Source organism: Sphingomonas jaspsi DSM 18422, from assembly GCF_000585415.1.
Lineage (GTDB): Bacteria > Pseudomonadota > Alphaproteobacteria > Sphingomonadales > Sphingomonadaceae > Sphingomicrobium > Sphingomicrobium jaspsi.
On record NZ_KK073876.1, the window covers coordinates 435,146 to 461,230 of the forward strand.

Consider the following 26,085-nt stretch of genomic DNA (forward strand, 5'->3'; position numbering starts at 1 on the left):
TTCCTATAGCGCGGCGAATGACCGATGCCGCAACCCGCCTCGACGACGTCCGCGACGACATGGTCCGCGCCTGCAAGGCCAGCCGGCGCCGAATCGACGACGTGACCCTGATCGCAGTGTCCAAGCGGCGAAGCGCGGACGAGATCGCCGCGCTCGCGGATGCTGGCGTTCTGCACTTCGGCGAGAATCGCGTGGCGGAAGTCGAGGAGAAATGGCCCGCGATCCGCCAGGCGCGGCCCGGCCTGATCCTTCACATGGTCGGCCAGTTGCAGTCGAACAAGGCCGCCGATGCGGTGCGGCTGTTCGACGTGATCCATTCGCTCGACCGCCCTTCGCTGCTCGATGCGCTGGTGCGTGAAAGCGCCAGGGCCGGCCGCGCGCCGTCGGTCTACGTTCAGGTCAATATCGGGGACGAAGAGCAGAAAGGCGGCGTGGCGATCGACGATTTGCCTGATTTCCTGGCCAAGGTTCGCACCTCCGGCCTGCCCCTCGCCGGCTTGATGGGCATGCCTCCGCGCGGCGTTCAGGCGGGACCTTATTTTGCATTGCTCGCCGATCTGGCGCGACGTCATGGCGTCAATGGTCTCAGCATGGGGATGTCCGACGACTTTGCGACCGCAATCATGATGGGCGCGACGGCGATCCGCGTCGGGACCGCGCTGTTCGAATAATTAGTCGAAGTGGCCGCTGCGCGCCTTCTTGGTCGCGATATAGTCGGCGTTATGGGGATTGGTCGGCATATGGTGCCCGACCCGTTCGAAAACGCTGATCCCTTCCCGCTCAAGCCCCGCAACCTTGTTGGGATTGTTGGTCAGCAAGCGCACGGCGTCGATGTGCAGCGCGCGCAGCATGGCCGCCGCCATGGCATAGTCGCGTTCATCGTCCGCAAAGCCCAGCCGCCGGTTGGCATCGACCGTATCGAGACCCCGATCCTGCAGTGCATAAGCGCGCAGCTTGTTGGCAAGGCCGATCCCACGCCCTTCCTGGCGCAGGTACAGCAGGACGCCGCCGCCTTCCTGGCCGATGATGCGCAGCGCTTCCTTCAGCTGGGGACCGCAATCGCACTTGAGGCTGCCGAATACGTCTCCGGTCAGGCACTCGCTGTGCAGCCGCACCAGGGGCGGCTTGCCCCCAAACGCGCCGACCACCAGCGCGACATGATCTTCGCCTGACGAAGGGTCGCGGAACGAAACCATCTGGCTGGGAGGCAGGTCGTCCAATGGCAGCTTTGCCCGCGCCACGATGTCAGCCACGACGGGCGCATCGATGAGCGCCGGATCGAGGTCGACGACGGCAATGTCGGTCGCGACGGTGGCCCACACCGCCGGCAGAAGTCCCGCGAGGCGGGCGAGTTCGATCGCGTGGGCCGCTTCGTCGAGAAGTCGGCATGCTTTGGCCGGACCGATGGGCGCGCGTTCCATGTCCCGCGCCGGATCGGCCAAGGCCAGCGCCTCGGCCTGCCCCATCCAATCGCAACGCGCCACCGACACCGGGCCATCGGTCGCGGCATCTTTCTGATTGCCAAGGCCCAGCGTCGCCGCTCGCGGGCCACTGAGGATAAGGCAGCCCTTCGCGCCCGGCGCGAACAGGTCGAGCATCGCCTGGCTGGCGGTTTCGAGGGCGAGAAAGTCGGTCCGGCCGATCCGCACCGCGCGGCCGGCCCGGAAGGCGGCGATCGCATGACTGAGCGCCGCGCCCTGCGTCACAACTCCAGCTCTACGATCAGCGGCACATGGTCGGACGGCTTGTCCCAACCACGCGCGGGTTCCAGCACACGGTGCCCGGTCGCCTGCTTGGCTAGCGCAGGGCTGGCCCACATATGGTCCAGGCGGCGACCGCGATCGCTCGTCTTCCAGTCTTGCGAGCGATAGCTCCACCAGGTGTAGTTGCGCTCGGGCGCCGGGATGAACTGGCGGCCGAGGTCGACCCAGTCATGGCTTTGCTGCAATCGGCCAAGGGTCTCGACCTCGATTGGTGTGTGGCTGACGACGTCGAGCAGCGCCTTGTGGTTCCAGACGTCGCTTTCCAGCGGCGCGATGTTGAAGTCGCCGACGATTAAAGTCGGCTGAGCCAACTTTTCCGACCAGCGGGTCATCCGGTCCAGAAAGTCCAGTTTCTGGCCGAACTTGGGGTTCTGATTGCGGTCGGGAATGTCGCCGCCCGCCGGGATGTAGACATTTTCCAGACGGATACCGTGCGGCAGCATTGCGCCGACATGGCGCGCTTCGCCATTGTCCTGCCAATCGTGCCGGCCGGCATCCATCAACGGCACGCGGCTGAGGATGGCGACGCCATGGTGCATCTTCTGACCGTTGAGTTCGTGATGGATGTAGCCGCGGTCAAGGAACGGCTTGCCCGGGAAGACATCGTTCATCGCCTTGGTTTCCTGTAGGCAAAGGATGTCCGGCTGCTCCTCGTCGAGGAACTTCTCGACGATATGGCTGCGCGCGCGGACGCTGTTGATGTTCCAGGAGGCGATCTTGAGTTTGGTCACGCAGCCTCTGTAGCGTCCCTGATGAAAACGAAAAGGAGGGCGTTTCTGTACCAATCCCACGGAGGCGCAAAAGGAGGCCCGTTTCGATTGGGTCCCCCGGACCCAATCGAAAAGGCCCTTGCTCCGGGGGCATGGAGCAAGGGCCGACCAAGCGTTCGTCACGCAAGGCGATCGGGACATCCCGGGTAACAGGGGGGAAACCCCGGCGGCACCGATCTAGAGTGCCTTGTACAATTCCCAAGCTGTCCGCAGCCTTAACCGTTTTCAATCACTACGCTTTTTTACGCGCGCTTCTTTCCCGGTTCGGCGAAGGTGAATGCGCTGTCGGGGACGGCGACATTGTAGCGCACGTTGGACAGTCGGACCGTGGTGCGCTTGTTCTGCGCGTCGATTGCGGTCCAGCCTTCCAGCTTCAGGCCGCCCGGGGCCCCGCCGCTGCGGGTAAACGCCAGCACGATCGTCCCGAATTCGGGACGGCGCGCGTCGCGGGCGCGAACGACGACCACGTTGGGATTGTCGCTCTTCTGCACCCGGGCGATGCGGGCGAGGTCGGGGTTGGGCGACAGCAGCACGGCCATCGGCGACTTGCCGATCGGCCAGCTCGACTTCTGCCCGACGTCATAGTCGATGAAGTTGAGCGTCTTGCCGTTGGCGACCAGCAGCATGTTGGCACCCGCGCCATAGGCGAAGCGGATCTTGCCCGGACGCTTAAGGCTCAGCGTGCCGCTCAACTGGCGCCCGCGACCGTCGGTCTGAACGAAGTCCGCGGTCATCGACGTGGTGGCGGCAAGGCTCGATTGGACGGCCTTAAGGTCGTTCGCGCTTTGCGCGAATGCCGGCGCCACGACACTCGCGACCAGCGCCGCAGGAATCAGGGCACGCGCGATAGGGGTGGCAAAACTCATGGAAATCTCCCGATATTGATTGACGCCGCATTTGGCGGTTTCGGGTTGAATGCGTCCTGAACCCGCTTGTTCCGTCCGGTTCAGATCGCCGACCTCAAATGGGATGCCCGTCGGTGTCGATCAATACTTCGCGCCGACCGACATGGTCCGGCTGGCCGACAAGGCCGTCCTTCTCCATGCGTTCGATCAGTCGCGCCGCGCTGTTGTAGCCGACGCGCAGCTGGCGCTGCAGGTAGCTGGTCGACGCCTTCTGGCTCTCGGCGACGATCTGGATCGCCTTGCGGTAAAGCTGGGTTTCGGGATCGTCGTCGCCGACCGGCGCACCGTCGAGCAGGTAGCCGCCGTCTTCCGGTTCTTCGGTCACTGCCTGAATATAGTCGGGCACGCCCTGCTTTCGCCAATGGTCGGCGATGGCGCGGACTTCTTCGTCGCTGACGAACGGGCCGTGGACGCGCAGGATTTGCTTGCCGCCGGGCATGTACAACATGTCGCCCTTGCCCAGCAGCTGTTCGGCGCCCTGTTCGCCCAGAATGGTGCGCGAATCGATCTTGCTGGTGACCTGGAAGCTGATGCGGGTCGGCAGGTTGGCCTTGATGACGCCGGTGATGACGTCGACCGACGGGCGTTGCGTCGCCATGATCAGGTGGATGCCTGCCGCGCGCGCCTTCTGGGCCAGTCGCTGGATCAGGAATTCGACTTCCTTGCCGGCCGTCATCATGAGGTCGGCCAACTCGTCGACCACCACCACGATCTGCGGCAGGGTTTCATATTCCAGCTCTTCGGTTTCATAGACCGGCTGGCCGGTGTCGGCGTCGTAGCCGGTCTGGACCTTGCGGCCCAGCGTCGAGCCCTTGGCCTTGGCGTCGCGCACCTTCTGGTTGAAGCTGGCAAGCTGGCGAACGCCGAGGCTGGCCATCATCCGGTAGCGCTCCTCCATCTGCTCGACCGTCCACTTGAGCGCGCGGATCGCCTTGCCGGGCTCGGTCACGACCGGCGCCAACAGGTGCGGGATGTCGTCATAGATGCTGAGCTCCAGCATCTTGGGGTCGATCATGATCATCCGGCACTCGTCCGGCGACAGGCGGTAGAGCAGCGACAGGATCATGCAGTTCAAACCGACCGACTTGCCCGACCCGGTCGTCCCCGCGACCAGCAGGTGCGGCATCGGTGCCAAGTCGGCGATGACCGGATCGCCGCTGATGTTCTTCCCCAGGATCAACGGCAGCGACATGTTCTGGTCCTCGAACGCCTGGCTGGCGATCAGCTCGGTCAGGCTCACCATGTCGCGCTTGGCGTTGGGAAGTTCGATGCCGATGACCGTGCGGCCGGGGATGGTCGCGACGCGTGCCGACAGCGCCGACATGTTGCGCGCGATATCGTCGGCCAGGGCGATCACGCGGCTGGCCTTGATGCCGCTCGCCGGTTCCAGTTCGTACATGGTGACCACCGGTCCCGGGCGGACTTCGATGATGTCGCCGCGGACGTTGAAGTCTTCCAGCACGCTTTCCAGCAGGCGTGCGTTGCGTTCGAGGCCGGCGCGGTCGATCTGCTTCTTGTCGGCCGGGGGCGCGGGATTGAGCAGGTCGATCGGCGGCAATTGGTAATTGTCGCCCAGCGCCAGGCTGGCCTGTCCGGCCTGCGCCGCGGCCACTTTCGCCTTTTTACCGGTCAGCTTGGCGGCGGCTGCGGCCACGATCGGCTTGGCGGGATCTGCAACGGCGACGACCGGACGCGGACGCGGCGGCGCGGCGACATCGTCGTCGTTGTCGACCGCGATCTTGGTCCGCCGCGGCGGCTTTACGGGTGCGGACGGGTCACGGCGAAGCCGTTCGGCCGCCCATTCCTTTTCCTCGTCGCGAAGGCCCAGGGAAAGATAACCAACCACCAGCCCGCCCACTCCGCACAGCAGCATCGTCGCCAGCCGCACCGGCCCCTCGACCGCCGGATTGCCGATTGCCGCGATCAGCGCGTCGATGCCGTAACTGACGGCAAGCCCAAGCGCGCCGCCGTAAGCGGCGGGCAGTCCGGGCACGGCCGATCCGGCATAAAGGCCCATCGCCACCCCGATCAGCAGCACCCCGAGGCTGGCCAGCAACAGCGATCGGCCAAACCGTGGATTTTCCGCCCCGCGCATGAATCGCAGGCCGCGCAGCGCGATCAGCGGCAGGAACAGCACTGCGCCGATCCCGAACAGGAACAGCAGCGCGTCGCTGGCATAGGCACCGAAGCTGCCCAGCCAGTTGGTCGGCGGGCCGCCCGCGGCCGTCGTCAGGCTGGGGTCGACGCTATTGTGGGTGATCAGCGCAACGCCAAGTGCCACCGACAGCGCGATCAGCGCCGCACCGAAGCTCTTGCGAAGGAAGTTGCGAATGCCGACCGCCAGCGTCTCGCGCCAGTCGGGTCCCAAATCCTTCTTCTGCGCGCGCTGCGCGGCCGTCGCCATGACGTCATATCCCCCGGGAAATCATCTTCGGCCATATTGTGCCTGTCGGCGGACTCCGGGGCAAGGCTTCCCAGCGCGCCCAAGCCAGACTAGATGAAATCCATGCAACGCAGCGATGTGATCATCCTTGGCGGCGGACTGGTCGGGCTGGCGCTCGCCGCCGCACTCGACGCCAGTGGCCTTACCGCCGTCGTCATCGACCCCGCCGACCCGTCGACCCGGATTGACGCCGCATTCGACGGCCGCACCAGTGCGGTCAGCTCATCTTCAATGCGGATGTTCGATACGATCGGGATCAGCGACCATTTTCCCGCGCCCGGCTGCCCCATCCGGCGCATCGAGGTCGCGGATGGGCTCGAGCCCGGCGGCCTTGCCTTCGATCCGGCAGATGATGACGAGCCGCTCGGCTGGATGCACGAAAACCGAAACTTGCGCGCCGCCCTGCTCGCGCGCGCCGAGGCAGCAAAACATGTCACGCTGCTGTGGAAGAGCCGCGCCGCCGCCATCGATCGGTCCGACGTCGGGGTGACGGCCACGCTCGAAGACGGGCGGGTCATCAAGGCGGCGTTGCTGGTTGTCGCGGAAGGTCGCAACAGCCCGACGCGCCAGCAGGTCGGGATTCGCGTCGCCAACTGGAAATATGACCATGCGGCGATCGTGTCGGTGCTGCGCCATGAACAGCCGCACGACAATGTCGCATGGGAAATCTTCTACCCGGCTGGGCCATTCGCGCTGCTGCCGATGAATGACGACGCCGATGGCCGGCACCGGTCGGCGATCGTCTGGTCGGTCCGTCAGGCCGACGCGACCGGAATGCTGGCCCTCAGCGACGACGATTTCGCGGCCGAGGCCAAGGCGGCGATGGGCGGCTTCCTCGGCGCCATCCAAACCGCGGCGCCTCGGTCCAGCTATCCGCTGGGCTTCCATCATGCGGCGCGCATCACCGATACGCGCCTCGTACTGGTGGGCGATGCCGCGCATGGCATGCACCCGATCGCCGGACAGGGCGTCAACGTCGGTTATCGCGATGCCGCCGCGCTGGTGCAGGTGCTGGTCGAAGGCGCTCGGCTGGGCCTCGACCTGGGCGACCGGCAGTTGCTCGACCGCTACCAGCGGTGGCGCAGCCTCGACACCTTCATGGTCAGCCTGGCGACCGACGGGCTCGCCCGCATCTACGGCATACCGGGGAAAACCGCGTCGCGCGTCCGGCGCTTCGGCATGGGCCTGATCGACCGCATCGGCCCGGTGAAGGACCGGTTGATGGCCGAAGCGCGCGGTACCAGCGGCGATCTGCCACTGCTGCTGCGCGGCCTGCCGATCTAGATCGTCGCGCCCGCTTCGGCGCGCTGCTTGGCGCCATGTTCTCGGGGGCGGGTCATGACGAACGGCCCCGACCAGTCGCCTGCGATGGCCCAAGTGCCGCCGACCTCATGCCCTTCATCGCCGATCAGGCCCTCATATTGCACCGGCGCGATCACCTCGTCGTGCGCATCGTAGATTTTGGTGAAGGTCAGCAGCGTGCCGTCATGCCGGCCTGCCAGCGTCGAATGCATTCGACCGCTCCGCCCGAACCCTGCGCCATCTTCGTCGATCAGCCCGCTGACGAAGCCGCCTTCGTCGCGCAGGTCGGCGACGAACGCTACCGGCTCAAGGCTCCCCGGATAGCAATAACTGCCGGACCAGCGCCCCGACAGGTCGGTCATTGCAGCGTCTGGTCGTTGTCCGCACCGCCCGGCGCGAGTCGCTGGAACTGCATCAGCTGGACGACCAGGTCGGCGCGCTCCATCAGCGTCGGTGCTTCCAGCAGGGCCTGTTTGGCGCCGACGTCGAACGGCGACACTTGGGCGATGGCGTTGACCAGCATCTCATCGTCCAGTCGACCGACCATGTCCCAGTCGATCGCGACCCCCAACGCATCGCCGAACCGCCTCGCCTCGCGCTCGACGTCGGCGCGGATCGCCATCGGCAGCGCATCGGGCTCCGCATCGTCATAGGCGGCAAGATCGACATCGGCCTGGCGATAGGTTGTGCCAAGGTCGCGTTCGGCAATCAGGCGGAACCGGCTGACCCCCTGCAGCACGATGTTGTAACGGCCGTCGTCCATCTCCTCGACCCCGACGATGTCGCCGACGCAGCCGCTGCGGAACAGGGGCGGCGGATCGCCTGCGCCGCTCGGCTGGATCATGCCGATTCGTGCGGTGCCGGCCAATGCGTCGCGCACCATGTCGCGATATCGCGGCTCGAAAATATGCAGCGGCAATTGGCTGCGCGGAAACAGGATTGCACCGGCCAGCGGGAACAGCGGGATCCGCGCAGGGTCAGCACCCATCATGTGAACAGCAGCGCCGACAGGCGTCGCCGCACGCCGCGACCCCAGGGATCGTCGAATCCGGCGGCTTCGAGGATTTGCAGCAGCTTGGCCTTGGCCGCGCCCTCGTTCCACGCCGAATCGCGGGCGATAATCTCCAGCAGGGCGTCGGCCGCGCCGTCGCGGTCGCCGGCCGCCATCTTCGCCTTCGCAATCGCAAAGCGCGCGTCGTGATCGTCCGGGTCGTTCGCCAGTCGCGCCTCGTCGGCCGACGTGTCGGCCACCGGGGTCGCCGCCACTTCCAGCGCCGAGCGCGCCCGCGCGATTGCCGGATGCGCAGCGTTGGCGGGGTCCAGGCCCTCCAGCAGCGCGCGGACCTCATCAATCTTGCCGCCCGCCAGCATGGCCCGCGCCAGCCCGCCGATCACGACCGGATTGTCGGGATCCATGTCGCGGATTTGTGTGAAAATCGATTCGGCGCGGGCCGCATCGCCGCTCTCGAGAAGCTCTTCGCCCATGGCGATCAGCGGCTCGACCTGCGCCGCAAGATCCTGTACCGCACCTTTGACCGGAAGCTGGGCCAGCAGCTGGTCGAGCACCTTGGTCAGCTGGCCTTCGGTGCGATAGTTGGTGATGTCGGCAACGGGCTGGCCTTGGAAAAAGGCGTAGACGGTCGGGATCGACTGGATCTGGAACTGCGCGGCGATGAATTTTTCCGCGTCGACGTCGATCTTGGCCAACACCACGCCGCGGTCGGCATAGTCGGCGGCGACCTTTTCCAGCACCGGGCCCAGCTGCTTGCACGGACCGCACCATGTCGCCCAGAAGTCGAGGATGACGAGACTGGTCATCGACGGCTCGATCACGGCCTTCTGAAACCTTTCGACGGCCGCGCGTTCGCTTTCGGTCATGCCAAGGGTCGCCACGCTACACTCCTTCCTGCCGGGCACCGCATATGGGCGCGACACCGCTTTCCGGCAAGCTTTGCGAAACAGGGGTTGCGCGGTTCGACAGTCGCTGCTAGCTGCCCGCCCACCCGACCGGACGACGCTGTTTTCCGGTCCGCCAGATCGAGCGGGCGTAGCTCAGGGGTAGAGCACAACCTTGCCAAGGTTGGGGTCGAGGGTTCGAATCCCTTCGCCCGCTCCATTTCCTTCCATCGACGATGCCGGACTGCCGAAAGTCGGCTGTAACCGTTTGCCGTTGCGGTTAGAATATCGGGCATGAGACTCGCCCTTGCCGCCGTCGGCCTTTGCGCCGTCGCTACCGTCATGGCCTACAGCGAAAGCCAGGCCGAATCGCCCGTCCGCGTGCCTGCCCCGGCACTGGTCATCGCGAACAAGGCGCCGACGGAGACCGCCTATTTCGCCGGTGGCTGCTTCTGGGGCGTCGAAGCGGTGTTCGACCGGGTCAAAGGCGTGCGCATGGCGCAGTCGGGCTACGCGGGGGGAGCGCTGAAGAACCCCGATTACGAAGCGGTGTCGACCGGCGCCACAGGGCATGCCGAAACGGTTAAGGTCGTCTTCGACCCCCGCCAGGTCAGCTATGCCACGCTGATGCAGATCTATTTCTCGGTCGCGACCGATCCGACCCAGCTCAACCGCCAGGGTCCCGACACGGGCACGCAATATCGCGGCGCGATGTTCCCGACGTCGCCGGCACAGGCCCAGCAGGCGCGCGCCTACATCGCGCAGCTGACCAAGGCCAGAACCTATCCGCGGCGCATCGTCACCCGGATCGAACCCTTCAACGGCTTCACGGTCGCAGAGGCCTATCATCAGGACTATCTCGTCCGGCATCCTGCGCAGCCCTATATCGTCATCAACGATCAGCCCAAGGTCGCAGCCTTGAAACGCTATTTCCCGCAATATTGGAAGGCCTGATCAGCCCAGCGGCCGCTCACGAAACCATTGGGTGACAATATATTTGACGCCCTTGCGAACCTTCATCCCCTGGTGAAGCGTCGCATTGTTGGGCATCCCGTCGGGCAGCAGGTTGTTCCACAGCAGCAGCTTGCCGGTTTCGGGCCGCACGGTCTTGCCGATGGTTTTGAATCGGGTCGCCCCGCCTTCGTCCGGCTCGTTCAGGTACAGCATCGCCGTCCAAGTCCGCTGGCCGGCGTCGGCGCAGTGAAGGAAATAGTCCGCGCTGCCGGGATTGAAGGTGTCGGTATGCGGGCGGAATTCCTGCCCTGGGGTGTAGCGCTGCCCCTGCGCCGGCTCGGCCTGCGACAATTCCGCGCCGACGATCTGCGCCAGCGACAGCTGAAGCGCCGCAACCAGCGGGTGACCGGGGTCGAGGTCGCACGTCTCGCTGGTGCGGAAGCCTTCCTCGCCCTGATCGTCCGCCAGGGTGGACGGGCGACGGCGCTCATCGATCAAGGCGCATAGCCGCGCGCAGTCGCTAGCCGGGAGGAAATGGCGCACTATGAACAGGTCCAGCCGCGGGTCCGGTACACGCTGCACACCTTCGCGACGCCGCAGGGGCCAGCGACCGGCCCCGTCAGCGCCGGGCATTATGGTAGGCGACCAGCTCGCGCGTCACGGCCTGCATCAGGTCCTGGCTGTTGCCGTCGCTGCGGTTCGTCACGGTCATGATCGCCATCGCGTAGACCGTGCCGTCGGGTGCGGTCAGCAGGCCGATGTCGTTGATCCCGGCGATTCGCTTCTCGAAATTCTGGCCCGTCCCGGTCTTGTGGCTCCAGCTCCATCCCGCAGGTAGAGCGGCGCGTACACGCAGCTTGCCGGTGCGAGTCTGCGACATGATCGACAGCAGGCGGTTGGTCGATTCGGCCGACAACAGTTCGCCGCGCTTCAACCGCGCCAGCGCGCGGGCGACCGATTGCGGTGCAGCCCCGTCGTAGGGGTCTGCGACGTAACGGTCGAACGCAGCCCTCCGCACCGCTGCCGGCAGCGCGTTGCGCGCTTTATAAAAGGCGTCGCCGATCGAATAGCTCTGGCTCCAGATCAGGCCCGCAATCTTGGACTGTAGCGCCCGCTCTCCTTCATAAAAACGGATCGAGCCCAACCCCTTGGCGGCGATCATCGTACGCACGGCCGAAGGTCCCCCGATCGACCGCATCAACTTGTCGTTGGCGGTGTTGTCGCTCTCAGTGATCGCGGTGAACAGAAGCGCCCCCAGCGTCGTGGTGTGGCCGCCCGCCAATATCTTGTCCGCAAGCGGCTGGTGGAACAGCGTCAGGTCGTCGCGCCCCAGCGTTACCTTGTCGGACAACGACACCCGGCCTCGGTCGACCGCGTCCATCGCGGTGATGGCGACCCACAGTTTCGAACAGCTCTGCTGCGGATAAAGCGCCGTCGCGCCATAGCCGATTTCCCACCCGTCTTTCAGCGACACGATCGCGATACCCGCCTTGCCGTCGAACGCGCGGCCCATCTCGGCAATCCGCGCGTTGAGCGCCGCAGGCCCGGGACGTGCCGGTCGCAGGGTCGACGGGGTCGGCGCGCCGCCGCCGGGCAAGGGGGCCAAGGGATCCGAGGTCTGGGCGGGTGCCGACGATGCGCCGGCGATCAGCAGCGCGGTCGAAATCAACTTGCGCAAAAGAGGCGTCATGACGTCGGTTTCCCCCGGTGAACTCGGTCGTAGCGACCCTATCGCAGGCGGGATGAACCGCCGATGGCCCTTCCGTCGCAAGGTCGCAAAATCGCTCGACCTTGCCAAGACGGTCAGAGCGGGGGTGCGCTCGGCGCGGTACCGCCTCCCAGCAGGGCGGCGGATTCCAGTTCGTCTAGCGCGCGGTGGGCGGCAATGTAGCGCCGGGCCGACACCACCCACTGGCTCGCGTTTCCGGCGCCGGGGAGCCGCATCGTCTCGGCCAGTGCTGCGTCGACTTCGCCTCCCCGCAAGCGGGCGATTGCGCGGTCGTAACGGGCCTGCGGCTGGGGCGATGGCGTGTCGGTACGATGGATGGCCATGATCGATCCTAGCTCGCGCTTTACCCCGTCCCACCAACCTTCATCGGGAGCGCCGCTGCGAAGCGAGGGTCCAAGCGCTTCATACTGCTGGACGAGCGCGTCGAGGCGCACTGGTTCGCGCGAAGCGGTGATGACGGTCGCGACGGCAGCTTGGTGACGATCGCCGAACCGCTGGACCAGCAACGGCTCGAGATAGCCAAGCGCCACGCCGCGATCGATCGCGCGGCGGGCGGCGAAGGCGATCAGCAGCGCGTCGGCACGGCCGGCAGATCCGGCTGCGGCTTTGGCCTGGCCTTCGATCGCCGCCAGCCGGCTTTCAAGGGTCGAAATCCGTGCCGCATCGACCGCTGTCAGCGTGGGGCTGGCCGCCACGGCAGGCTGCGGCTGGGCGCTTGCCGGTGCTGGCGCCAGGGCGGCGGCCACGGGCGGCGCGGCCTTGGGCTCGACCCCGAAAAATCGCGCGCCCGCGTCCCAGCGCGACAGGCCCCAAGTCGCCATTCCGGCGCCTGCGAACAGCAGCAGGATCGTCCAGGCGATCCGCGCTCCCCATCCGGATCGTTGTGGTTGATATGTCACGCTCATCGGCCGCCTGTCTGGCACAGCTTGGCAGCAAGGGCCAGCAACTGCGCATCGCCCGGCTGGTCCGCGACGGCGATGACCCGCCATCCGCCCCCGCAGGCAATGGCCGCGGCGGAGCTGATCGCCACGATGTCGATCCCGCCGCGGTCGGTTACCAGCTCGGCCAGCCGTTTACCCGCGCGCGGACTGTGGATCGCGACGACTTGGTCCGTCATCGGCGGCAGCGCGGGCGCTGGAATGGCGCGCGCTTCATACACGGCGACCGCGGTGATGTTGGCGCGCCCTGGCGGTGCCGTCCGATGCCGACCGCCCGGGTGTAGCAGACGTAAATCTGCGGGCAGGGCATGCAACAGGTCGTCGACCCCGCCCTCGCCCGTTTCTTGCACGGAAAAGCCGGCTGCGCGTGCCGCATCGGCCGTGACCGCTCCAACCGCGAACACCGGCAGGTCGCGATACAGTGCCAGCTGCCGGTTGCCGTACCGAACTGCATTGGCGCTGGTCAGCAGCAGGCCGTCGAATTGGGACGCGGCCGGCGCGCTCCAGTCCAGCGGAACGACTTCGAACAGGGGGCAGCCGACGACGGTCAGTCCCAACGCTCTCGCACGGGCGATGCTGGCCGACAGCCCCGGTTCAGGGCGCACCAGCAGCAGGGTCCGCATCACGCCTCGAACAGCAGGCGGATACTTGCCGGCGCGTCGGCCAGCATTTCGCGCGCCAGCGCAGCGGGGCCGTCGACATCGCCTACCGCAAAGCGAGCCCGGCCATCAATCCGTTCCGCCCCGTCCTCGCTCAGCAACTCGCAGCGAAAGTCGACACGATCGCCATCGACGATAGCAAGCGCCGCGACGGGCGAATGGCATGTGCCGCCTAGCGCGCGGGTGTAGGCGCGCTCGGCCATGACGGCAGCGTGCGTGTCGCGATGGTCGATCGCCTTCAGAAGTTCCACCACGCGCTTATCGTCACCGCGACACTCGATCCCGACCGCGCCCTGCGCCGGTGCCGGCAGCATCTCGTCGACCCCGATCGTGCTGCCGACGTCCTTGCGGCCCAGCCGGTCGAGTCCGGCTGCCGCGAGCAGGGTCGCATCGACTTCCCCGCTTTCGCGCTTGGCAAGCCGCGTGTCGACGTTGCCCCGAAGGGTGACGATGTTGAGATCGGGTCGCTTGCCCCTGAGCTGAGCGGCGCGGCGCGGACTGCTCGTGCCGACGGTCGCCCCGGCGGCGAGTGCTGCAATCGATTCCGCGCCGATCAACCGGTCGCGCACATCGGCGCGCGGCAGCATCGCGGCGATGACCAGGATGTCGGGTCGTTCGCTTTCCACGTCCTTCATCGAATGCACCGAAATGTCGGTGTCGCCGGCTAAAAGGGCGACGTCCAGCTCCTTGGTCCACAGCGCCTTGCCGCCGACATCGGCCAGCGGCCGATCCTGGATCCGGTCGCCGCTGGTCTTGACGGTGTGGATCGCCACCGCCCCCTTTTTCCAGCCGTGCGCGGCTTCCAGCGCGGCCGCCACCATATGCGCTTGGGCCAGCGCCAGCGGGCTGCCCCGCGTTCCCAACCGGATCTGAATCTCGCTCATCCTTGCTAGCGCTAGCCTAAGCGGGGCTTTTTAGGCAAAGGCCTTTGTCATGGCGCTGATCCTCGCCCTCGAATCCTCCTGCGACGACAGCGCCGCCGCGCTTGTCACGTCCGACCGCCAGATCCTGGCGCAAGCGGTCGTCGGCCAGAATGACGCGCACCGTCCGTTCGGCGGCGTGGTCCCCGAAATCGCTGCGCGCGCTCATGTCGAAATTTTGCCTGGGCTCGTCCGGCAGGTGCTCCACGATGCCGACGTTTCGGTGGGCGACGTTGACGCGATCGCTGCCACCGCCGGCCCGGGCCTTATCGGCGGGGTGATGGTCGGGCTCCTCGCAGGCAAGGGTCTTGCGCTGGCATCGGGCAAGCCGCTGGTCGCGGTCAATCACCTCGAAGGCCATGCGCTCAGCCCGCGGCTGGTCGACCGGGCGCTCGACTTTCCCTACTTATTGCTGCTCGCCAGCGGCGGCCATTGCCAGCTGTTGGAAGTGCGCGGGGTCGGTGATTACCGCCGCCTCGCCACCACCATCGACGATGCGGCGGGCGAAGCGTTCGACAAGGCGGCCAAACTGCTCGACCTCGGTTATCCCGGCGGACCGGCGATCGAGGCGTTGGCCAAGGACGGCGACCCGAATGCCGTAGCGCTCCCGCGCCCGCTGGTCGGCAGCGGCGAACCCCATTTCAGTTTCGCGGGCCTGAAGGGCGCAGTGCAGCGCGCGGTGCAAGCGGGCACTCACCGGCCCGAGGATATTGCCGCCAGCTTCCAGCAGGCGGTGGTCGACTGTTTCGTCGACCGCACCCGGATCGCGTTGGAAAAGAGCGATGCGCCGTCGCTGGTCGTCGCGGGCGGCGTCGCCGCCAACGCCAGCGTGCGGGACGCGCTGCGACAGTTGGCCGAGAGAAATGGCCGTCGCTTCTCGGTCCCGCCCGGCTGGCTGTGCACCGACAATGCGGCGATGATCGGCTGGGCCGGGGCGGAGCGTTTCGCGGCGGGATTGATCGACGGGCTCGACGCCCCGGCACGGGCGCGCTGGCCGCTCGATCCCGACGGCGAAAAGGTCAGGGGGGCAGGGGTTAAGGCATGACGATCCAGAAACTGGCGGTGATCGGCGGCGGCGCCTGGGGCACGGCGCTTGCGCAAGTCGCGGCGACCGGCGGCCGCGAAACACTGCTCTGGGCGCTGGAAGATGACGTCGTGGCGGCGGTCAACAAGATCCACGAAAACCCGGTCTATCTGAAGGGCCAGAAGCTCGACCCTGCCATCCGTGCCACCAGCAATTTCACCGAGTTGAAAGACGTCGACGCCTGGCTGGTCGTCACCCCAGCCCAGCACATGCGCGCCGTTCTCTCGCGCTCGCCCTGTCCCAACATGCCGCTGATCCTTTGTTCGAAGGGGATCGAGGAAGGCTCAGGCAAGATGCTCCACGACGTTGCGCACGAAGTGTGCCCGTCTTCTCCGGTGGCGGTACTGTCGGGCCCGACCTTCGCGCATGAAGTGGCGGCGGGCCTGCCCACGGCGGTCACGCTGGCCTGCAACGACGCCGCGCTTGGCGAAGCGCTGCGCGACCGCATCGCGCTGCCGACTTTTCGCACCTATTTGACCGACGACGTTGCGGGTGCCGAAGTCGGCGGCGCGGTCAAGAACGTCCTCGCCATCGCCTGCGGCGTGGTCGAAGGGCGCGGGCTCGGCCAGAATGCCCGTGCTGCACTCATCGCGCGCGGCTTCGCCGAAATGACCCGCTTCGGCCTTGCCATGGGAGCAAAGCGCGAAACGCTCGCCGGCCTGTCGGGGCTGGGCGACCTTGTGCTAACCTGCTCATCGACCAGCAGTCGCAACTTCTCGCTCGGCAAGGCGATCGGCGAGGGCAGGAACGCGGCCGAGCTGATGACCGACCGCCGTACCGTGGCTGAAGGCGCCCACACCGCGCCGGTCCTCCACCGCATCGCGCAGGAACGGGGCATCGACATGCCGATCGTCGCCGCGGTCGACGCGCTGCTGAAGGGAAAGATGGGGATCGACGAAGTGCTCGAAGCGCTGATGAGCAGGCCGCCCCGCCCGGAAGCGCATTAGGGCCCCGAAGCGCACTAGAAATCGATGGCTATGCCCTTCTTCTCCCAGTCGCCATAGCGGGTGGGGTCGAGCTTATGTTCTTCGCCCGCGGGCGGACCGGCATCGCCCTTGCCCGGTTCGGGAACCGGAGGCGATTTGCTGAGGTAATCCGGGGCTTTGACGTGCGCGGGGCGTTTCATATCCGTCAAATGATGCCTAAAGGGCGCGATGCCAAGTCCCGAAGGCCTTCCCGCCCGCGCCGCCGCGCTCAAGATACTCGATGCCGTGCTGCGTCGCGGTCATACGATGGATGCAGCCGCGCAGGTCGCCAGGTCGCTGCCGCCCGCTGACGCAGCCCTGGCGTCGGCGATCGCTGGCGAAGCGTTGCGCCGCTTGCCCGACCTTGACGCCCTGATCGACAGCGCAACCCGTCAACAGCTTCCTGACGACAGCAAGGCGCGGATGGTGCTGCGCCTGGCTCTCGCGCAGAAGGCGGGCCTCGGCACGCCCGACCATGCCTTGGTCGCGACCGCCTTACCGCTGGTCGACGGCGGACCGCGCCGCCTCGTCCACGGCGTGCTCGGGACGCTGCTGCGCAAAGGCGTGACGCTGCCCGATGCGCCGACCCTTCCCGCCGAAGTCGAGGACCGCTGGCGCAAGGCGTGGGGCGATGACATGGTAGAGGCCGCCCGCCGCGCCATCGCCCACCGACCGCCGCTCGACCTCAGCTTCGCGTCGGAAGTCGTCTCGGCCGACTTTCCTCAGGGTATTTCGCTCGCCCCGCGCCATCGCCGGCTGACTGACGCTGGCGCCGTGGCGTCACTGCCCGGCTTCGGCGAAGGCGGCTGGTGGGTGCAGGACCTTGCCTCGTCGCTCCCCGCCCGCCTCATTCCCTCGCCGGCGAAGCGCGTTCTCGACGCCTGCGCCGCACCCGGGGGCAAGACCATGCAGCTCGTTGCGGCAGGCCATGCGGTGACCGCGCTCGACAAGTCGCAAAGTCGTCTGGCCCGACTTTCCGAAAACCTCGCTCGCACCGGCCTGAAGGCGGATACCGTCACCGCCGACGCGCTCGATTGGGCGCCGTCCGAGCCATTCGACTCTGTGCTGCTCGACGCGCCCTGCTCGGCCACCGGCACCTTTCGCCGTCATCCCGAAGTCCTTTACCGGGCCCGCCCGCGCATCATCGCAGATTGCGCCGACCTCCAGTCGCGCCTGCTCGATCGGGCAGCGGGCTGGGTCGGGCCGGGCGGAAGCCTGGTCTATGCCGTCTGCTCGCTCGAACCCGAAGAGGGCGAGGCGCAGATCGACGCCTTCCTCTCGCGCCACCCCGATTTCCGGATACAGCCTGCCGACCCGCAAGTTCCCGGAATCGCGCCCCATCCGCGCGGCTGGCTCCGCATCCTCCCCGGCACGCTCGAAAAAGACGGCGGCCTCGACGGTTTCTTTACGGCGCACCTTGTCCGGGCAGGCGTTTAACGTCTAATCGGGCCCATGGCCCGACCGATCATTTCGCCCTCCATCCTCAGCGCCGATTTCGCCAAGCTCGGCGAGGAAGTGCGCGCGATCGACGCCGCCGGCGCGGACTGGATCCATGTTGACGTCATGGACGGCCATTTCGTGCCCAACCTCACCATCGGCCCGGCGGTGATCAAGGCGCTGCGGCCCCACTCGGCCAAGCCATTCGACGTCCATCTGATGATCGAGCCGGTCGACCCGCTGCTCGACGCCTTCATCGACGCTGGCTGCGACCACATCATCTTCCATCCCGAAGCCGGTCCGCACGCGCACCGCACCGTCCAGCGGATCCGCGCGGCGGGCAGGAAGGCGGGCATTGCGCTCAACCCCGCGACCCCGGCCAAGATGCTCGATTATCTGCTGGAGGAAATCGACCTCGTTCTGGTCATGAGCGTCAATCCCGGCTTCGGCGGCCAGAAATTCATCGCCAGCCAGCTGCGCAAGATTGAAGCGATCGCAAACCAGGTCGCCAAGAAGGACCTCGTCGTCGACATAGAAGTCGACGGCGGCATCGACCCGGTCACCGCGCCTGCCGTGATCGACTCCGGGGCGACCGCGCTGGTCGCAGGAACCGCCGCTTTCCGTGGCGGGCCGAGCGAATATGCCGCCAACATCGCGGCTTTGCGAGGAGAGGAATGAGCGACACCGACATCGTCGGAAAGCTCGCCAAAGGCTCGCTCCTGTCCCGCCTGTTCGGGTCGGGGAAACAACCGCTGCGCCTCGTCGCCGTCCCGCGCGACCATGTCGTCGGCGACCGCGCGCGGGGCGATGCCCTGCTTGGCGGTCGCCTGATGCTGGGCAGCGACATGGTGTCGCTTGCGGAAATCGATTTCAACGCGGTCGGCACCGAAGGTCCGCTGGCCCGCGAAGTGCAGAGCTTCGCCTGGCTGCGAGACCTCGCCGCCTCCGCCAGCCGCGAAAAGGGCGCGCGCCTTGCCGAAGCGATCGCGGGCCGCTGGTTGATCGCCCATGGCGCGCGCGTCGACGCCGCCTGGGCGCCGCATTTATGGGGCGAGCGCATCCTCTACTGGACCGCCTACGCCCCCTACATCTTGTCGAGCCGCGACGCGGGGTACCGCAGCGCCTTGCTCAACACGTTGGCGCGTGGGGCACGGCACCTCGACGCCAACGCCGACAAGGCCGCACCGGGCATCGACCGCATCACCGCGTGGAGCGGCGCATTGGTGTCGGCGCTGACCCTGCAAGGCGGCCAATCGCGCCTGACGCGAAGCGAATCCGGCCTGATGCGCGCGCTCGCCTCGGCGCAGTTCGAAGATGGCGGTTTGATAAGCCGCAGCCCGGCCGAACAGATGCTGCTGGTTGATCGCCTCGGCCTCGTCCGCGCGGCCTATTTCGCGGCCAAGCAGACCATGGCTGACGGTTTGGAATCCGCCGCCGCCGCCGCGCTCGCCGCGCTTCATGGCGTCACCATGGGCGACCAGGCGCTGGGCAGCTGGCAGGGCGGCAACCCCGGTGACCCGGCGCGCCTCGCGGCGCTGATCGAAGGCTGCGGCCTGCGTGCCCGCCCGCTCCGCGCCGCCAAGGGCTGGGGCTACCACCGCCTCAGCGCACTGGGCACGATCCTGGTCATCGATGCTGCCCCGCCGCCGTCGCCGAAAATGGCGGCTATGGGCTGCGCTTCGACGCTGGCGCTTGAAATCAGCGACGGGGCACAGCGGCTGGTGGTCAATTGCGGCGGACCCGGCCCGGTCCCGACCGCGTTGCCGGGCGAGCTGGTACAGGCACTGCGGACGACCGCCGCCCATTCGACGCTGGTGCTCGACGACACCAATTCGACCGCGATCCTCGACGACGGCAGCTTGGGCAAGGGCGTGACCGACGTCGTCATCAACCGGCAGGAAGACGACGACTGCTCGCGGCTCGAGGCCAGCCACGACGGCTATCTGAAGGGCTTCGGCCTGGTGCACGAACGGCGCATCAGCCTCGGCAACGACGGCAAGGAAATCCGCGGCGAGGACAAGCTCACCGCCCGCGGCCGCCGCAAGATCAAGGAAGCTGCGCCCTACGCGATCCGCTTCCACCTCGCGCCCGGGGTCGAAGCGACCGTCACCGCCGACGGCATGGGCGCCATCCTGCGCTCGCCCGGTGCGCCGCCGTGGAACTTCAAGTGCCGCGGCGCGATGCTGCGCGTCGAAGAAAGCCTGTTCATCGATTCAACGGGCATGCCGGTCGGCACGCTCCAGCTCGTCGTCGTCGGGGAAATATCCGGCGTCGGCGGCGACATCGCCTGGCAATTCAGGCGCTCCAGCTAAACCCCCAAAGCCTCAAGGACCTGACCCATGACTGATATCGTGCCCATTCGTCGGGCTCTCATCTCGCTCTCCGACAAGTCGGGGCTGGAGGAGCTGGCCGCGGGGCTGGTCAAGGCGGGGGTCGAGCTGGTGTCGACCGGCGGGACGGCGGCGAAACTGCGCGAGCTCGGGCATCGGGTGCGCGACGTCAGCGACCTCACCGGCTTTCCGGAAATGATGGACGGGCGGGTGAAGACGTTGCACCCGATGGTCCATGGCGGCCTGCTCGCGGTGCGCGACAATGCCGACCATCGCGCGGCGATGAACGAGCATGGCATCGGCGCGATCGACCTCGTCGTCGTAAACCTCTACCCGTTCGAAGCGACGGTCGCGAAGGGTGCCGATCGCGACACGATCATCGAAAATATCGACATCGGCGGCCCGTCGATGGTTCGCTCGGCGGCCAAGAACCACGAATTCGTCGCGATCCTCACCGACCCGGCCGACTATTCGACGCTGCTCGACCAGGTCGAAGGACAGGGTGGCACCACCCTCGCCTTCCGCCGCCAGCTCGCCGCCAAGGCCTATGCGCGTACCGCTGCCTATGATTCGATGATCGCCAGCTGGTTCGCTTTTGCCGACCAGGGGCAAGCCTATCCCGACACCCGCTTCATCGTCGGCACCAAGTCGACCGAACTGCGCTACGGCGAAAACCCGCACCAGAAGGCAGCGCTGTACCTGCCGATGGGCCCTGCGACCCCCGGCGTTGCGCAGGCGACGCAGGTGCAGGGCAAGGAGCTGAGCTACAACAATCTGAACGACGCCAACGCCGCGCTCGAACTGGTCGCCGAATTCCGCGACGGTCCGCCGACCGTGGTCATCGTCAAGCACGCCAACCCGTGCGGCGTCGCCACCGGTGACACGTTGCTCGACGCGTGGAAGCAGGCGCTGGCATGCGACAGCGTTTCGGCGTTCGGCGGGATCGTCGCGGTCAACCGCCCGCTCGACGGTGCCACTGCCGAAGCGATCTGTGACATCTTCACCGAAGTCGTCGTGGCCCCGGATGCCAGCGATGACGCCAAGGCGGCGTTCGCGCGCAAGAAAAATTTGCGCCTGCTGCTGACCGGCGGCCTGCCCGACCCGGAGCGCGGCGGGCAGACGGTGGCGGTGATCGCCGGCGGCTTGCTGCTACAGGACCGCGACAACGGCTGCGTCACCCGCGACATGCTGAAAGTCGTGACCAAGCGCGCGCCGACCGAACAGGAACTGAAGGACTGCCTGTTCGCCTGGACGGTTGCCAAGCACGTCAAGTCCAACGCCATCGTTTATGCCAAGGACGGCGTCACGGCCGGCATCGGCGCGGGCCAGATGAACCGCCGAGACAGCGCCCGCATCGCCGCGATCAAGGCGCGCGAAGCGGCCGAGCTTTACGGCTGGGCGCAGCCGCATACCGTGGGTAGCGCCGTGGCCTCCGACGCCTTCTTCCCCTTCGCCGACGGCTTGCTGGCGGCGGTAGAGGCAGGCGCCACCGCAGTGATCCAGCCTGGCGGTTCGATGCGCGATCACGAAGTGATCGCGGCGGCCGACGAAGCGGGCCTGGCGATGGTGTTCACCGGAATGCGCCACTTCCGCCACTAGGTTGCGGACGCCGCGGCGCGACCCGTCTAGGCGCTACGCGAGGTCGCTCAAACGGGCGCGTCTCCGGCCGATCCGGGCGGGGGCAGCTGCATCTCGGCAATGTCGCTCTTGCGCATCTTGAACAGTTCCCGGTCCTCGGGGCCGAAGCCCTTGAACCACAGCACTGCACAGAATGCGCCGAGGATCACCGGAATGCCGACGACGAGCTGGTAGAACTCGGGCAGGTACAGCCGCACTGGTATGCCGACCGCAATTGCTGCCGCCGCCGACCACAGCAGCGTCCAGCGCCAGCCGGTTACGGCCTCCTTCAGCTTTCGATGCAGAAGGTTGGATTTCATGATCGATGCAAAGCCCAGCGATATGGCGAGGGCCGCCGCCGGGCCGGTCGCCACCCAGGCGGTGGGCCAGCCGGCATCGCGCATCAGGACGATCAGCAGCGCGCTCAGCGCCGCTTCGATGGCCAGCATGGTCAGGCTAATGATCATGTTCTTGTGCCGCGCGAGGTAGATCAGCGCTGCCTCGCTCACCACTGCGGTCGCGGCCGCGACCTCGGCTGCCAGCAGGAACGCCAGGGTCGCCGTACCGCCGGTGAATTTGTCGCCGACCAGCGCCATCACCGCGCGGCCGGGAATGCCCAGCGCCAGCGCGATCCCGGCCTGCGCACCCAGGATCCAGAAGCCGACCTGGCGCACCTGCTTGGCGACGGTGGAATAGTCTTTCGCCGCGACGCCGCGCGCGATCGCCGGTCCCAACACCGGCTCGAAGCTGGTCTTCAGCTTGGCGGGCAGCGTCGCCACCTGCTGCGCGACGTAGTAAATCCCGACGTAGGCGGGCGACAGGAACAGGCCCAGCACCGCAATGTCGACGCGGCGCGACCCCCATTCGACCGCATCGGCCGCCGCCAGCGGCAGGTAGCGGCGCGTGGTTTTCCACGCCAGGCCCCAGTCGGGCGACCAGCCGTGCGGGATGCCGTAACTGCGGACCAGCGGGATCAACGCCGCGACCAGCGCCGCAAGCATCGACACGACATAGGAAATGATCAGCCCGTCGCGCAGCGAGATGTAGGACCAGATGAACGCGACGATGCTGATCGCCCAAGGCTCGACCACGCTGCGCGCACGAACCGTCGCGCCGACATCGTGGCGATAGGCGAGGGCGGCGAGCGCAATGTCCGTCCACGCGACCGCCAGCACGGTGACCGGCAGCGCCCAGTCGAGACCATGGACCTGGCTGTTGGGGAACATGGCGACGGGGAAGCTCATCAGCACCGCCATCGACACGGCCGACCCGATCAGCGTGACCAGCATGGCGTCGGCGACGACGCAGGCGTGCGGCTTGTCGGTCGTCGCCAGCAGCTGCGCCAAGCCGCGCTTCAGGCCGAGGGTCGACAATTGCGCTGCCAGTTCGACCACCAGCACCGCATAGGCGAAGCGGCCCAACGCCTCCGGGCCGTAGCTGCGGCCGGCGATGAACAGGAAGGGTAGGCGGGCGATCAGCCGGATGACGAAGCCGAGGAAATTCAGCCGACCGCCGCGCGCCAGTGCCGCCATGTCGGCGTTGGACTGGTTGCTGGCGTTGCCGTTAGTGGTAGCCGCCTCGCTCAATGCGCGGCGCCCCAGTTTGCGCCCCAGCCCACTTCCACGTCGAGCGGCACGTCCAGCGACAGCGCGGGCGTTGCGGCCTCGGCCATCACCTTGCGCACCACCGCTGCGGCCGCCTCCTCTTTGCCTTCGGGAACTTCGAATACCAGTTCGTCGTGAACCTGCAGCAGCATCCGGACGTCACTCAGGCCCGCGCCCGCCAGCGCCGCGTCCATCCGGTTCATCGCCCGCTTGATGAGGTCGGCGCTGGTGCCCTGGATCGGGGCGTTGATCGCGGCGCGCTCGGCACCGGCGCGGTGCATCGGGTTCGACGCGCGGATGTTGGGGAAGTGCGTCTTGCGGCCGAACAGGGTGCGCGAAAAACCGTTCTCCCGCACGAAGGCCAGCGTTTCGTCGATGTACGTGCGGATGCCCGGGAAGCGCGCGAAATAGCGTTCGATGATCGCCTTGCCCTCGTCGCGTTCGACCCCCAGTCGGCCCGCCAGGCCCCATGCCGAAATGCCGTAGAGGATTGCGAAATTGACCGTCTTGGCCTTGCCGCGCGTGTCGCGGTCGACATGGCCGAACAGTTCCTCGGCGGTCATCGCGTGGATGTCCTGCCCCTTCTGGAAGGCTTCCTTCAGCTGCGGAACATCAGCCATCTGCGCCGCAAGGCGAAGCTCGATCTGGCTATAATCAGCACTCATCAGCACATGGCCAGGCTCGGCGACGAAGGCGTCGCGGATCTGGCGGCCGAGTTCGGTGCGGATCGGGATGTTCTGCAAATTGGGTTCGGTCGACGACAGCCGCCCGGTCTGCGCGCCCGATAGCGAGTAACTGGTGTGGACCCGGCCCGTGGTCGGATTGATCTGCGCCTGCAGTGCGTCGGTGTAGGTGTTTTTCAGCTTGGTCAGCTGGCGCCATTCCAGCACCCGCGTTGCGACCTCGACCCCTTCGCCCGCGAGCCGTTCCAGCTCGTTGACGTCGGTCGAATATTGCCCGCTTTTGCCCTTGCGCCCGCCCTTGAGGCCGAGCCGGTCGTAGAGCACCGCGCCCAGCTGCGCCGGCGACCCGATCGTGAACGGTCCTTGCGCCGCTTCGTAGATCGTCTCTTCCAGCTTCGCGATTTCGGTGGAGAAGGTCGTCGACAGCTTGGCCAAATAATCGCGGTCTACCTTGATCCCGCGCTGCTCCATCTTGCCGACCGTCGCGACCAGCGGACGGTCGACCATCTCGTACACGGTCGTCGCGCTTTCCGCCGCGATGCGCGGCTTCAGCCGCTGCCACAGGCGCAGCGTGATGTCGGCATCTTCGGCGGCATATTCGGTGGCTTGGGGCAACGGCACCTTGTCGAAGGTGATCTGCTTCTGCCCGGTCCCGCACACCGATTTGAAGCTGATGCACTCATGGTCGAAATGCTGCTTGGCAAGCTCGTCCATGCCATGGCTCGACCGACCGGCGTCGAGGTCGAAGCTCATTACCAGCGTGTCGTCATAGGGACCGACGTCGATCCCCTCCTTGGCGAAGATCACCCAGTCATATTTAAAGTTGTGCCCGATCTTGAGCACCGCCGGGTCTTCCAGCAGCCCTTTCAGCTTTTCAAGCACCAGCGCCTTGGGCAGCTGCGAGGGCGCATCACTGAGCAGGTCGGCACCGACGTGCGCTACCGGGATGTAGCATGCGACGTTGGGCTCGACCGCCAGGCTGACCCCCACCAGCTTGGCGACGATGCAATCGATGCAGTCGGTTTCGGTATCGACCGCGACAAAGCCTTTTTGCCGCGCCGCACCGATCCACAGGTCGAGCTGCTCTTCGGTGTCGACCGTCTGGTATTTGGTGCGGTCGACGCTGATCTTCTCCGGCTCCGCGGGTGCGGCCGGCGCCGACGTTGACGTCATGGCGGCAGCATTCCCCGCGCTCGCCGAGGCGTGGCCGCCGACACGGTTCAGCAGCGACTTGAAGCCCATGTCTTCGAGGAAGGCGCGCAGCGGCTCGGGCGGAATGCCCTTCAGCTCCAGCCCCTCGATCGGTTCGGGCAGCGGGGCGTCGCATTTCAGCGTCACCAATTCCTTCGACAACCGTGCATTGTCGGCATGCTCGGTCAAATTCTGCTTCAGCTTGGGCTTGGTGATTTCATGGACCGAGGCCAGCACGGTCTCGACGTCGCCATATTGCTGGATCAGCTGGCTGGCGGTCTTGGGACCGACCCCCGGCACGCCCGGCACATTGTCGACGCTGTCGCCCATCAGCGCCAGGACGTCGCCGACCTTTTCCGGCCCGACGCCGAACTTCTCCTTCACTTCGGCGATGCCGATGCGCCGGTCGTTCATCGTGTCGAGCATGTCGACCTTGCCGTCGTCGACCAGCTGCATCAAATCCTTGTCGCTGCTGACGATGGTGACCTTCCACCCCGCCGCCTTCGCCGCCAGCGTGTAGCAGGCGATGATGTCGTCAGCCTCCAACCCTTCCTCCTCGATGCAGGGGATCGAAAAGGCGCGCGTTGCGGTACGTATGAGCGGGAATTGCGGGACCAGGTCCTCGGGCGGCGGCGGCCGGTTGGCCTTGTACTGGTCGTACAGCTCGTTGCGGTGCGTATGGCTCGACGCGTCGAGGATCACCGCCATGTGGGTCGGCCCGTCGGCCTTGTGGAGGCCATCGGCCAGCTTCCACAGCATCGCGGTATAGCCATAGACCGCGCCCGCCGGCACCCCGTGCCGGTTGGTCAGCGGCGGCAGCCGGTGATAGGCGCGGAAGATGTAGCTGGACCCGTCGACGAGGTAGAGGTGGTTCTGCTGATCGGCCATGAAGCGC

Annotated in this window: 24 protein-coding genes and 1 tRNA gene; 10 read left to right on the forward strand and 15 right to left on the reverse strand. The window is 66.7% G+C overall.

Annotated elements, in window-relative coordinates:
• Window positions 1-17: 17 nt before the first annotated feature.
• Entirely contained in the window at window positions 18-671 is a 654-nt protein-coding gene (locus tag G570_RS02245) for a YggS family pyridoxal phosphate-dependent enzyme (RefSeq protein WP_037498713.1), read from the forward strand.
• On the opposite strand, the gene ribA is transcribed toward G570_RS02245, so the two are convergent.
• From ribA to G570_RS02265, 4 genes are all read right to left on the reverse strand, one after another.
• Window positions 672-1,706: a GTP cyclohydrolase II gene (gene ribA, locus G570_RS14040; RefSeq protein WP_037498716.1), complete on the reverse strand. Its 1,035-nt coding sequence runs from the start codon at window positions 1,704-1,706 to the stop codon at window positions 672-674. It lies immediately after the preceding gene.
• Window positions 1,703-2,494, reverse strand: coding sequence for an exodeoxyribonuclease III (gene xth, locus G570_RS02255; RefSeq protein ID WP_037498720.1), 792 nt, complete (start codon window positions 2,492-2,494; stop codon window positions 1,703-1,705). Before xth ends, ribA begins: the two co-directional genes overlap by 4 nt.
• A 281-nt stretch (window positions 2,495-2,775) precedes the next feature.
• Window positions 2,776-3,399: a LolA family protein gene (locus G570_RS02260; protein ID WP_051503950.1), complete on the reverse strand. Its 624-nt coding sequence runs from the start codon at window positions 3,397-3,399 to the stop codon at window positions 2,776-2,778.
• Between the two features lie 94 nt (window positions 3,400-3,493).
• Window positions 3,494-5,842, reverse strand: coding sequence for a DNA translocase FtsK (locus G570_RS02265; RefSeq protein WP_037498722.1), 2,349 nt, complete (start codon window positions 5,840-5,842; stop codon window positions 3,494-3,496).
• A 102-nt stretch (window positions 5,843-5,944) separates the two neighbouring features.
• Here G570_RS02265 and G570_RS02270 point away from each other — a divergent pair, with 102 nt between their 5' ends.
• A complete protein-coding gene (locus G570_RS02270) occupies window positions 5,945-7,165 on the forward strand; it encodes an FAD-dependent monooxygenase (RefSeq protein WP_037498725.1) in 1,221 nt (406 codons plus the stop codon).
• On the opposite strand, the gene G570_RS02275 is transcribed toward G570_RS02270, so the two are convergent.
• The 3 genes from G570_RS02275 to G570_RS02285 are packed head-to-tail and all read right to left on the reverse strand — an operon-like array spanning window position 7,162 to window position 9,076.
• Window positions 7,162-7,545 (reverse strand): hypothetical protein, encoded by a 384-nt coding sequence (locus G570_RS02275; protein ID WP_037498728.1) that lies wholly within the window; start codon window positions 7,543-7,545, stop codon window positions 7,162-7,164. The two genes, G570_RS02270 and G570_RS02275, sit on opposite strands and share 4 nt — an antisense overlap.
• Window positions 7,542-8,174, reverse strand: a complete 633-nt coding sequence (locus tag G570_RS02280; protein WP_084607452.1) for an LON peptidase substrate-binding domain-containing protein — start codon at window positions 8,172-8,174, stop codon at window positions 7,542-7,544. Before G570_RS02280 ends, G570_RS02275 begins: the two co-directional genes overlap by 4 nt.
• Window positions 8,171-9,076: a tetratricopeptide repeat protein gene (locus G570_RS02285; RefSeq protein WP_037498731.1), complete on the reverse strand. Its 906-nt coding sequence runs from the start codon at window positions 9,074-9,076 to the stop codon at window positions 8,171-8,173. Before G570_RS02285 ends, G570_RS02280 begins: the two co-directional genes overlap by 4 nt.
• 148 nt (window positions 9,077-9,224) lie before the next feature.
• Here G570_RS02285 and G570_RS02290 point away from each other — a divergent pair.
• Window positions 9,225-9,299 (forward strand) — tRNA-Gly (locus tag G570_RS02290).
• Window positions 9,300-9,373: 74 nt separating this feature from the next.
• Entirely contained in the window at window positions 9,374-10,033 is a 660-nt protein-coding gene (msrA, locus tag G570_RS02295; RefSeq protein WP_037498734.1) for a peptide-methionine (S)-S-oxide reductase MsrA, read from the forward strand.
• On the opposite strand, the gene G570_RS02300 is transcribed toward msrA, so the two are convergent.
• The 5 genes from G570_RS02300 to hemC form a co-directional block, all read right to left on the reverse strand.
• Window positions 10,034-10,531: a prolyl hydroxylase family protein gene (locus tag G570_RS02300; protein WP_245600245.1), complete on the reverse strand. Its 498-nt coding sequence runs from the start codon at window positions 10,529-10,531 to the stop codon at window positions 10,034-10,036.
• A 121-nt stretch (window positions 10,532-10,652) separates the two neighbouring features.
• Window positions 10,653-11,723, reverse strand: a complete 1,071-nt coding sequence (locus G570_RS02305; protein WP_037498740.1) for a serine hydrolase — start codon at window positions 11,721-11,723, stop codon at window positions 10,653-10,655.
• 113 nt (window positions 11,724-11,836) lie between these two features.
• Window positions 11,837-12,667, reverse strand: a complete 831-nt coding sequence (locus G570_RS02310) for a hypothetical protein (RefSeq protein WP_051503951.1) — start codon at window positions 12,665-12,667, stop codon at window positions 11,837-11,839.
• Window positions 12,664-13,323, reverse strand: a complete 660-nt coding sequence (locus G570_RS02315) for a uroporphyrinogen-III synthase (protein ID WP_037498744.1) — start codon at window positions 13,321-13,323, stop codon at window positions 12,664-12,666. The genes G570_RS02310 and G570_RS02315 overlap by 4 nt, the downstream gene beginning before the upstream one ends.
• Window positions 13,323-14,243, reverse strand: coding sequence for a hydroxymethylbilane synthase (gene hemC, locus G570_RS02320; RefSeq protein WP_037498745.1), 921 nt, complete (start codon window positions 14,241-14,243; stop codon window positions 13,323-13,325). The genes G570_RS02315 and hemC overlap by 1 nt, the downstream gene beginning before the upstream one ends.
• Window positions 14,244-14,292: 49 nt before the next feature.
• Between hemC and tsaD the strand changes: the two genes are divergently transcribed.
• Together tsaD and G570_RS02330 are read left to right on the forward strand one after the other, a co-directional pair.
• Entirely contained in the window at window positions 14,293-15,324 is a 1,032-nt protein-coding gene (gene tsaD / locus G570_RS02325) for a tRNA (adenosine(37)-N6)-threonylcarbamoyltransferase complex transferase subunit TsaD (protein WP_037498747.1), read from the forward strand.
• A complete protein-coding gene (locus tag G570_RS02330; protein ID WP_037498749.1) occupies window positions 15,321-16,310 on the forward strand; it encodes an NAD(P)H-dependent glycerol-3-phosphate dehydrogenase in 990 nt (329 codons plus the stop codon). The genes tsaD and G570_RS02330 overlap by 4 nt, the downstream gene beginning before the upstream one ends.
• A gap of 14 nt (window positions 16,311-16,324) precedes the next feature.
• Here the strand turns inward: G570_RS02330 and G570_RS13315 are convergent, their stop codons facing one another.
• Window positions 16,325-16,489 carry a DUF1674 domain-containing protein gene (locus G570_RS13315; protein ID WP_084607454.1) on the reverse strand — a complete coding sequence of 55 codons (165 nt, stop codon included), beginning with the start codon at window positions 16,487-16,489 and terminating at the stop codon, window positions 16,325-16,327.
• A gap of 28 nt (window positions 16,490-16,517) precedes the next feature.
• Between G570_RS13315 and G570_RS02335 the strand changes: the two genes are divergently transcribed.
• From G570_RS02335 to purH, 4 genes are read left to right on the forward strand one after another with little or no spacing between them, the layout of a single operon-like run.
• Complete coding sequence (locus tag G570_RS02335) at window positions 16,518-17,765, forward strand: RsmB/NOP family class I SAM-dependent RNA methyltransferase (protein WP_037498751.1); 1,248 nt, start codon at window positions 16,518-16,520, stop codon at window positions 17,763-17,765.
• 15 nt (window positions 17,766-17,780) lie between these two features.
• The gene (gene rpe / locus G570_RS02340; RefSeq protein ID WP_037498753.1) at window positions 17,781-18,443 is read left to right on the forward strand and encodes a ribulose-phosphate 3-epimerase; all 663 of its coding nucleotides are present in this window, start codon (window positions 17,781-17,783) and stop codon (window positions 18,441-18,443) included.
• Window positions 18,440-20,077 (forward strand): heparinase II/III family protein, encoded by a 1,638-nt coding sequence (locus tag G570_RS02345; protein ID WP_051503952.1) that lies wholly within the window; start codon window positions 18,440-18,442, stop codon window positions 20,075-20,077. Before rpe ends, G570_RS02345 begins: the two co-directional genes overlap by 4 nt.
• 27 nt (window positions 20,078-20,104) lie before the next feature.
• Window positions 20,105-21,694, forward strand: coding sequence for a bifunctional phosphoribosylaminoimidazolecarboxamide formyltransferase/IMP cyclohydrolase (gene purH, locus G570_RS02350; RefSeq protein ID WP_037498755.1), 1,590 nt, complete (start codon window positions 20,105-20,107; stop codon window positions 21,692-21,694).
• 47 nt (window positions 21,695-21,741) lie between these two features.
• On the opposite strand, the gene G570_RS02355 is transcribed toward purH, so the two are convergent.
• The gene (locus tag G570_RS02355) at window positions 21,742-23,244 is read right to left on the reverse strand and encodes a lipopolysaccharide biosynthesis protein (protein ID WP_051504483.1); all 1,503 of its coding nucleotides are present in this window, start codon (window positions 23,242-23,244) and stop codon (window positions 21,742-21,744) included.
• A gap of 50 nt (window positions 23,245-23,294) precedes the next feature.
• The gene (polA, locus tag G570_RS02360) at window positions 23,295-26,078 is read right to left on the reverse strand and encodes a DNA polymerase I (RefSeq protein WP_037503468.1); all 2,784 of its coding nucleotides are present in this window, start codon (window positions 26,076-26,078) and stop codon (window positions 23,295-23,297) included.
• Window positions 26,079-26,085: the final 7 nt, after the last annotated feature.

What these genes read in the sequence shown, in the direction of transcription:
- G570_RS02355 (WP_051504483.1), bottom strand. Translation starts at nt 23,244, where the DNA reads ATGGCGGCACTGGCGCGCGGCGGTCGGCTGAATTTCCTCGGCTTCGTC.
- msrA (WP_037498734.1), top strand. Translation starts at nt 9,374, where the DNA reads ATGAGACTCGCCCTTGCCGCCGTCGGCCTTTGCGCCGTCGCTACCGTC.
- G570_RS02265 (WP_037498722.1), bottom strand. Translation starts at nt 5,842, where the DNA reads ATGGCGACGGCCGCGCAGCGCGCGCAGAAGAAGGATTTGGGACCCGAC.
- G570_RS13315 (WP_084607454.1), bottom strand. Translation starts at nt 16,489, where the DNA reads ATGAAACGCCCCGCGCACGTCAAAGCCCCGGATTACCTCAGCAAATCG.
- G570_RS02275 (WP_037498728.1), bottom strand. Translation starts at nt 7,545, where the DNA reads ATGACCGACCTGTCGGGGCGCTGGTCCGGCAGTTATTGCTATCCGGGG.
- G570_RS02310 (WP_051503951.1), bottom strand. Translation starts at nt 12,667, where the DNA reads ATGAGCGTGACATATCAACCACAACGATCCGGATGGGGAGCGCGGATC.
- G570_RS02335 (WP_037498751.1), top strand. Translation starts at nt 16,518, where the DNA reads ATGCCAAGTCCCGAAGGCCTTCCCGCCCGCGCCGCCGCGCTCAAGATA.
- polA (WP_037503468.1), bottom strand. Translation starts at nt 26,078, where the DNA reads ATGGCCGATCAGCAGAACCACCTCTACCTCGTCGACGGGTCCAGCTAC.
- purH (WP_037498755.1), top strand. Translation starts at nt 20,105, where the DNA reads ATGACTGATATCGTGCCCATTCGTCGGGCTCTCATCTCGCTCTCCGAC.
- G570_RS02330 (WP_037498749.1), top strand. Translation starts at nt 15,321, where the DNA reads ATGACGATCCAGAAACTGGCGGTGATCGGCGGCGGCGCCTGGGGCACG.
- G570_RS02315 (WP_037498744.1), bottom strand. Translation starts at nt 13,323, where the DNA reads ATGCGGACCCTGCTGCTGGTGCGCCCTGAACCGGGGCTGTCGGCCAGC.
- G570_RS02280 (WP_084607452.1), bottom strand. Translation starts at nt 8,174, where the DNA reads ATGATGGGTGCTGACCCTGCGCGGATCCCGCTGTTCCCGCTGGCCGGT.
- G570_RS02260 (WP_051503950.1), bottom strand. Translation starts at nt 3,399, where the DNA reads ATGAGTTTTGCCACCCCTATCGCGCGTGCCCTGATTCCTGCGGCGCTG.
- hemC (WP_037498745.1), bottom strand. Translation starts at nt 14,243, where the DNA reads ATGAGCGAGATTCAGATCCGGTTGGGAACGCGGGGCAGCCCGCTGGCG.
- G570_RS02245 (WP_037498713.1), top strand. Translation starts at nt 18, where the DNA reads ATGACCGATGCCGCAACCCGCCTCGACGACGTCCGCGACGACATGGTC.
- G570_RS02305 (WP_037498740.1), bottom strand. Translation starts at nt 11,723, where the DNA reads ATGACGCCTCTTTTGCGCAAGTTGATTTCGACCGCGCTGCTGATCGCC.
- tsaD (WP_037498747.1), top strand. Translation starts at nt 14,293, where the DNA reads ATGGCGCTGATCCTCGCCCTCGAATCCTCCTGCGACGACAGCGCCGCC.
- rpe (WP_037498753.1), top strand. Translation starts at nt 17,781, where the DNA reads ATGGCCCGACCGATCATTTCGCCCTCCATCCTCAGCGCCGATTTCGCC.
- G570_RS02345 (WP_051503952.1), top strand. Translation starts at nt 18,440, where the DNA reads ATGAGCGACACCGACATCGTCGGAAAGCTCGCCAAAGGCTCGCTCCTG.
- G570_RS02270 (WP_037498725.1), top strand. Translation starts at nt 5,945, where the DNA reads ATGCAACGCAGCGATGTGATCATCCTTGGCGGCGGACTGGTCGGGCTG.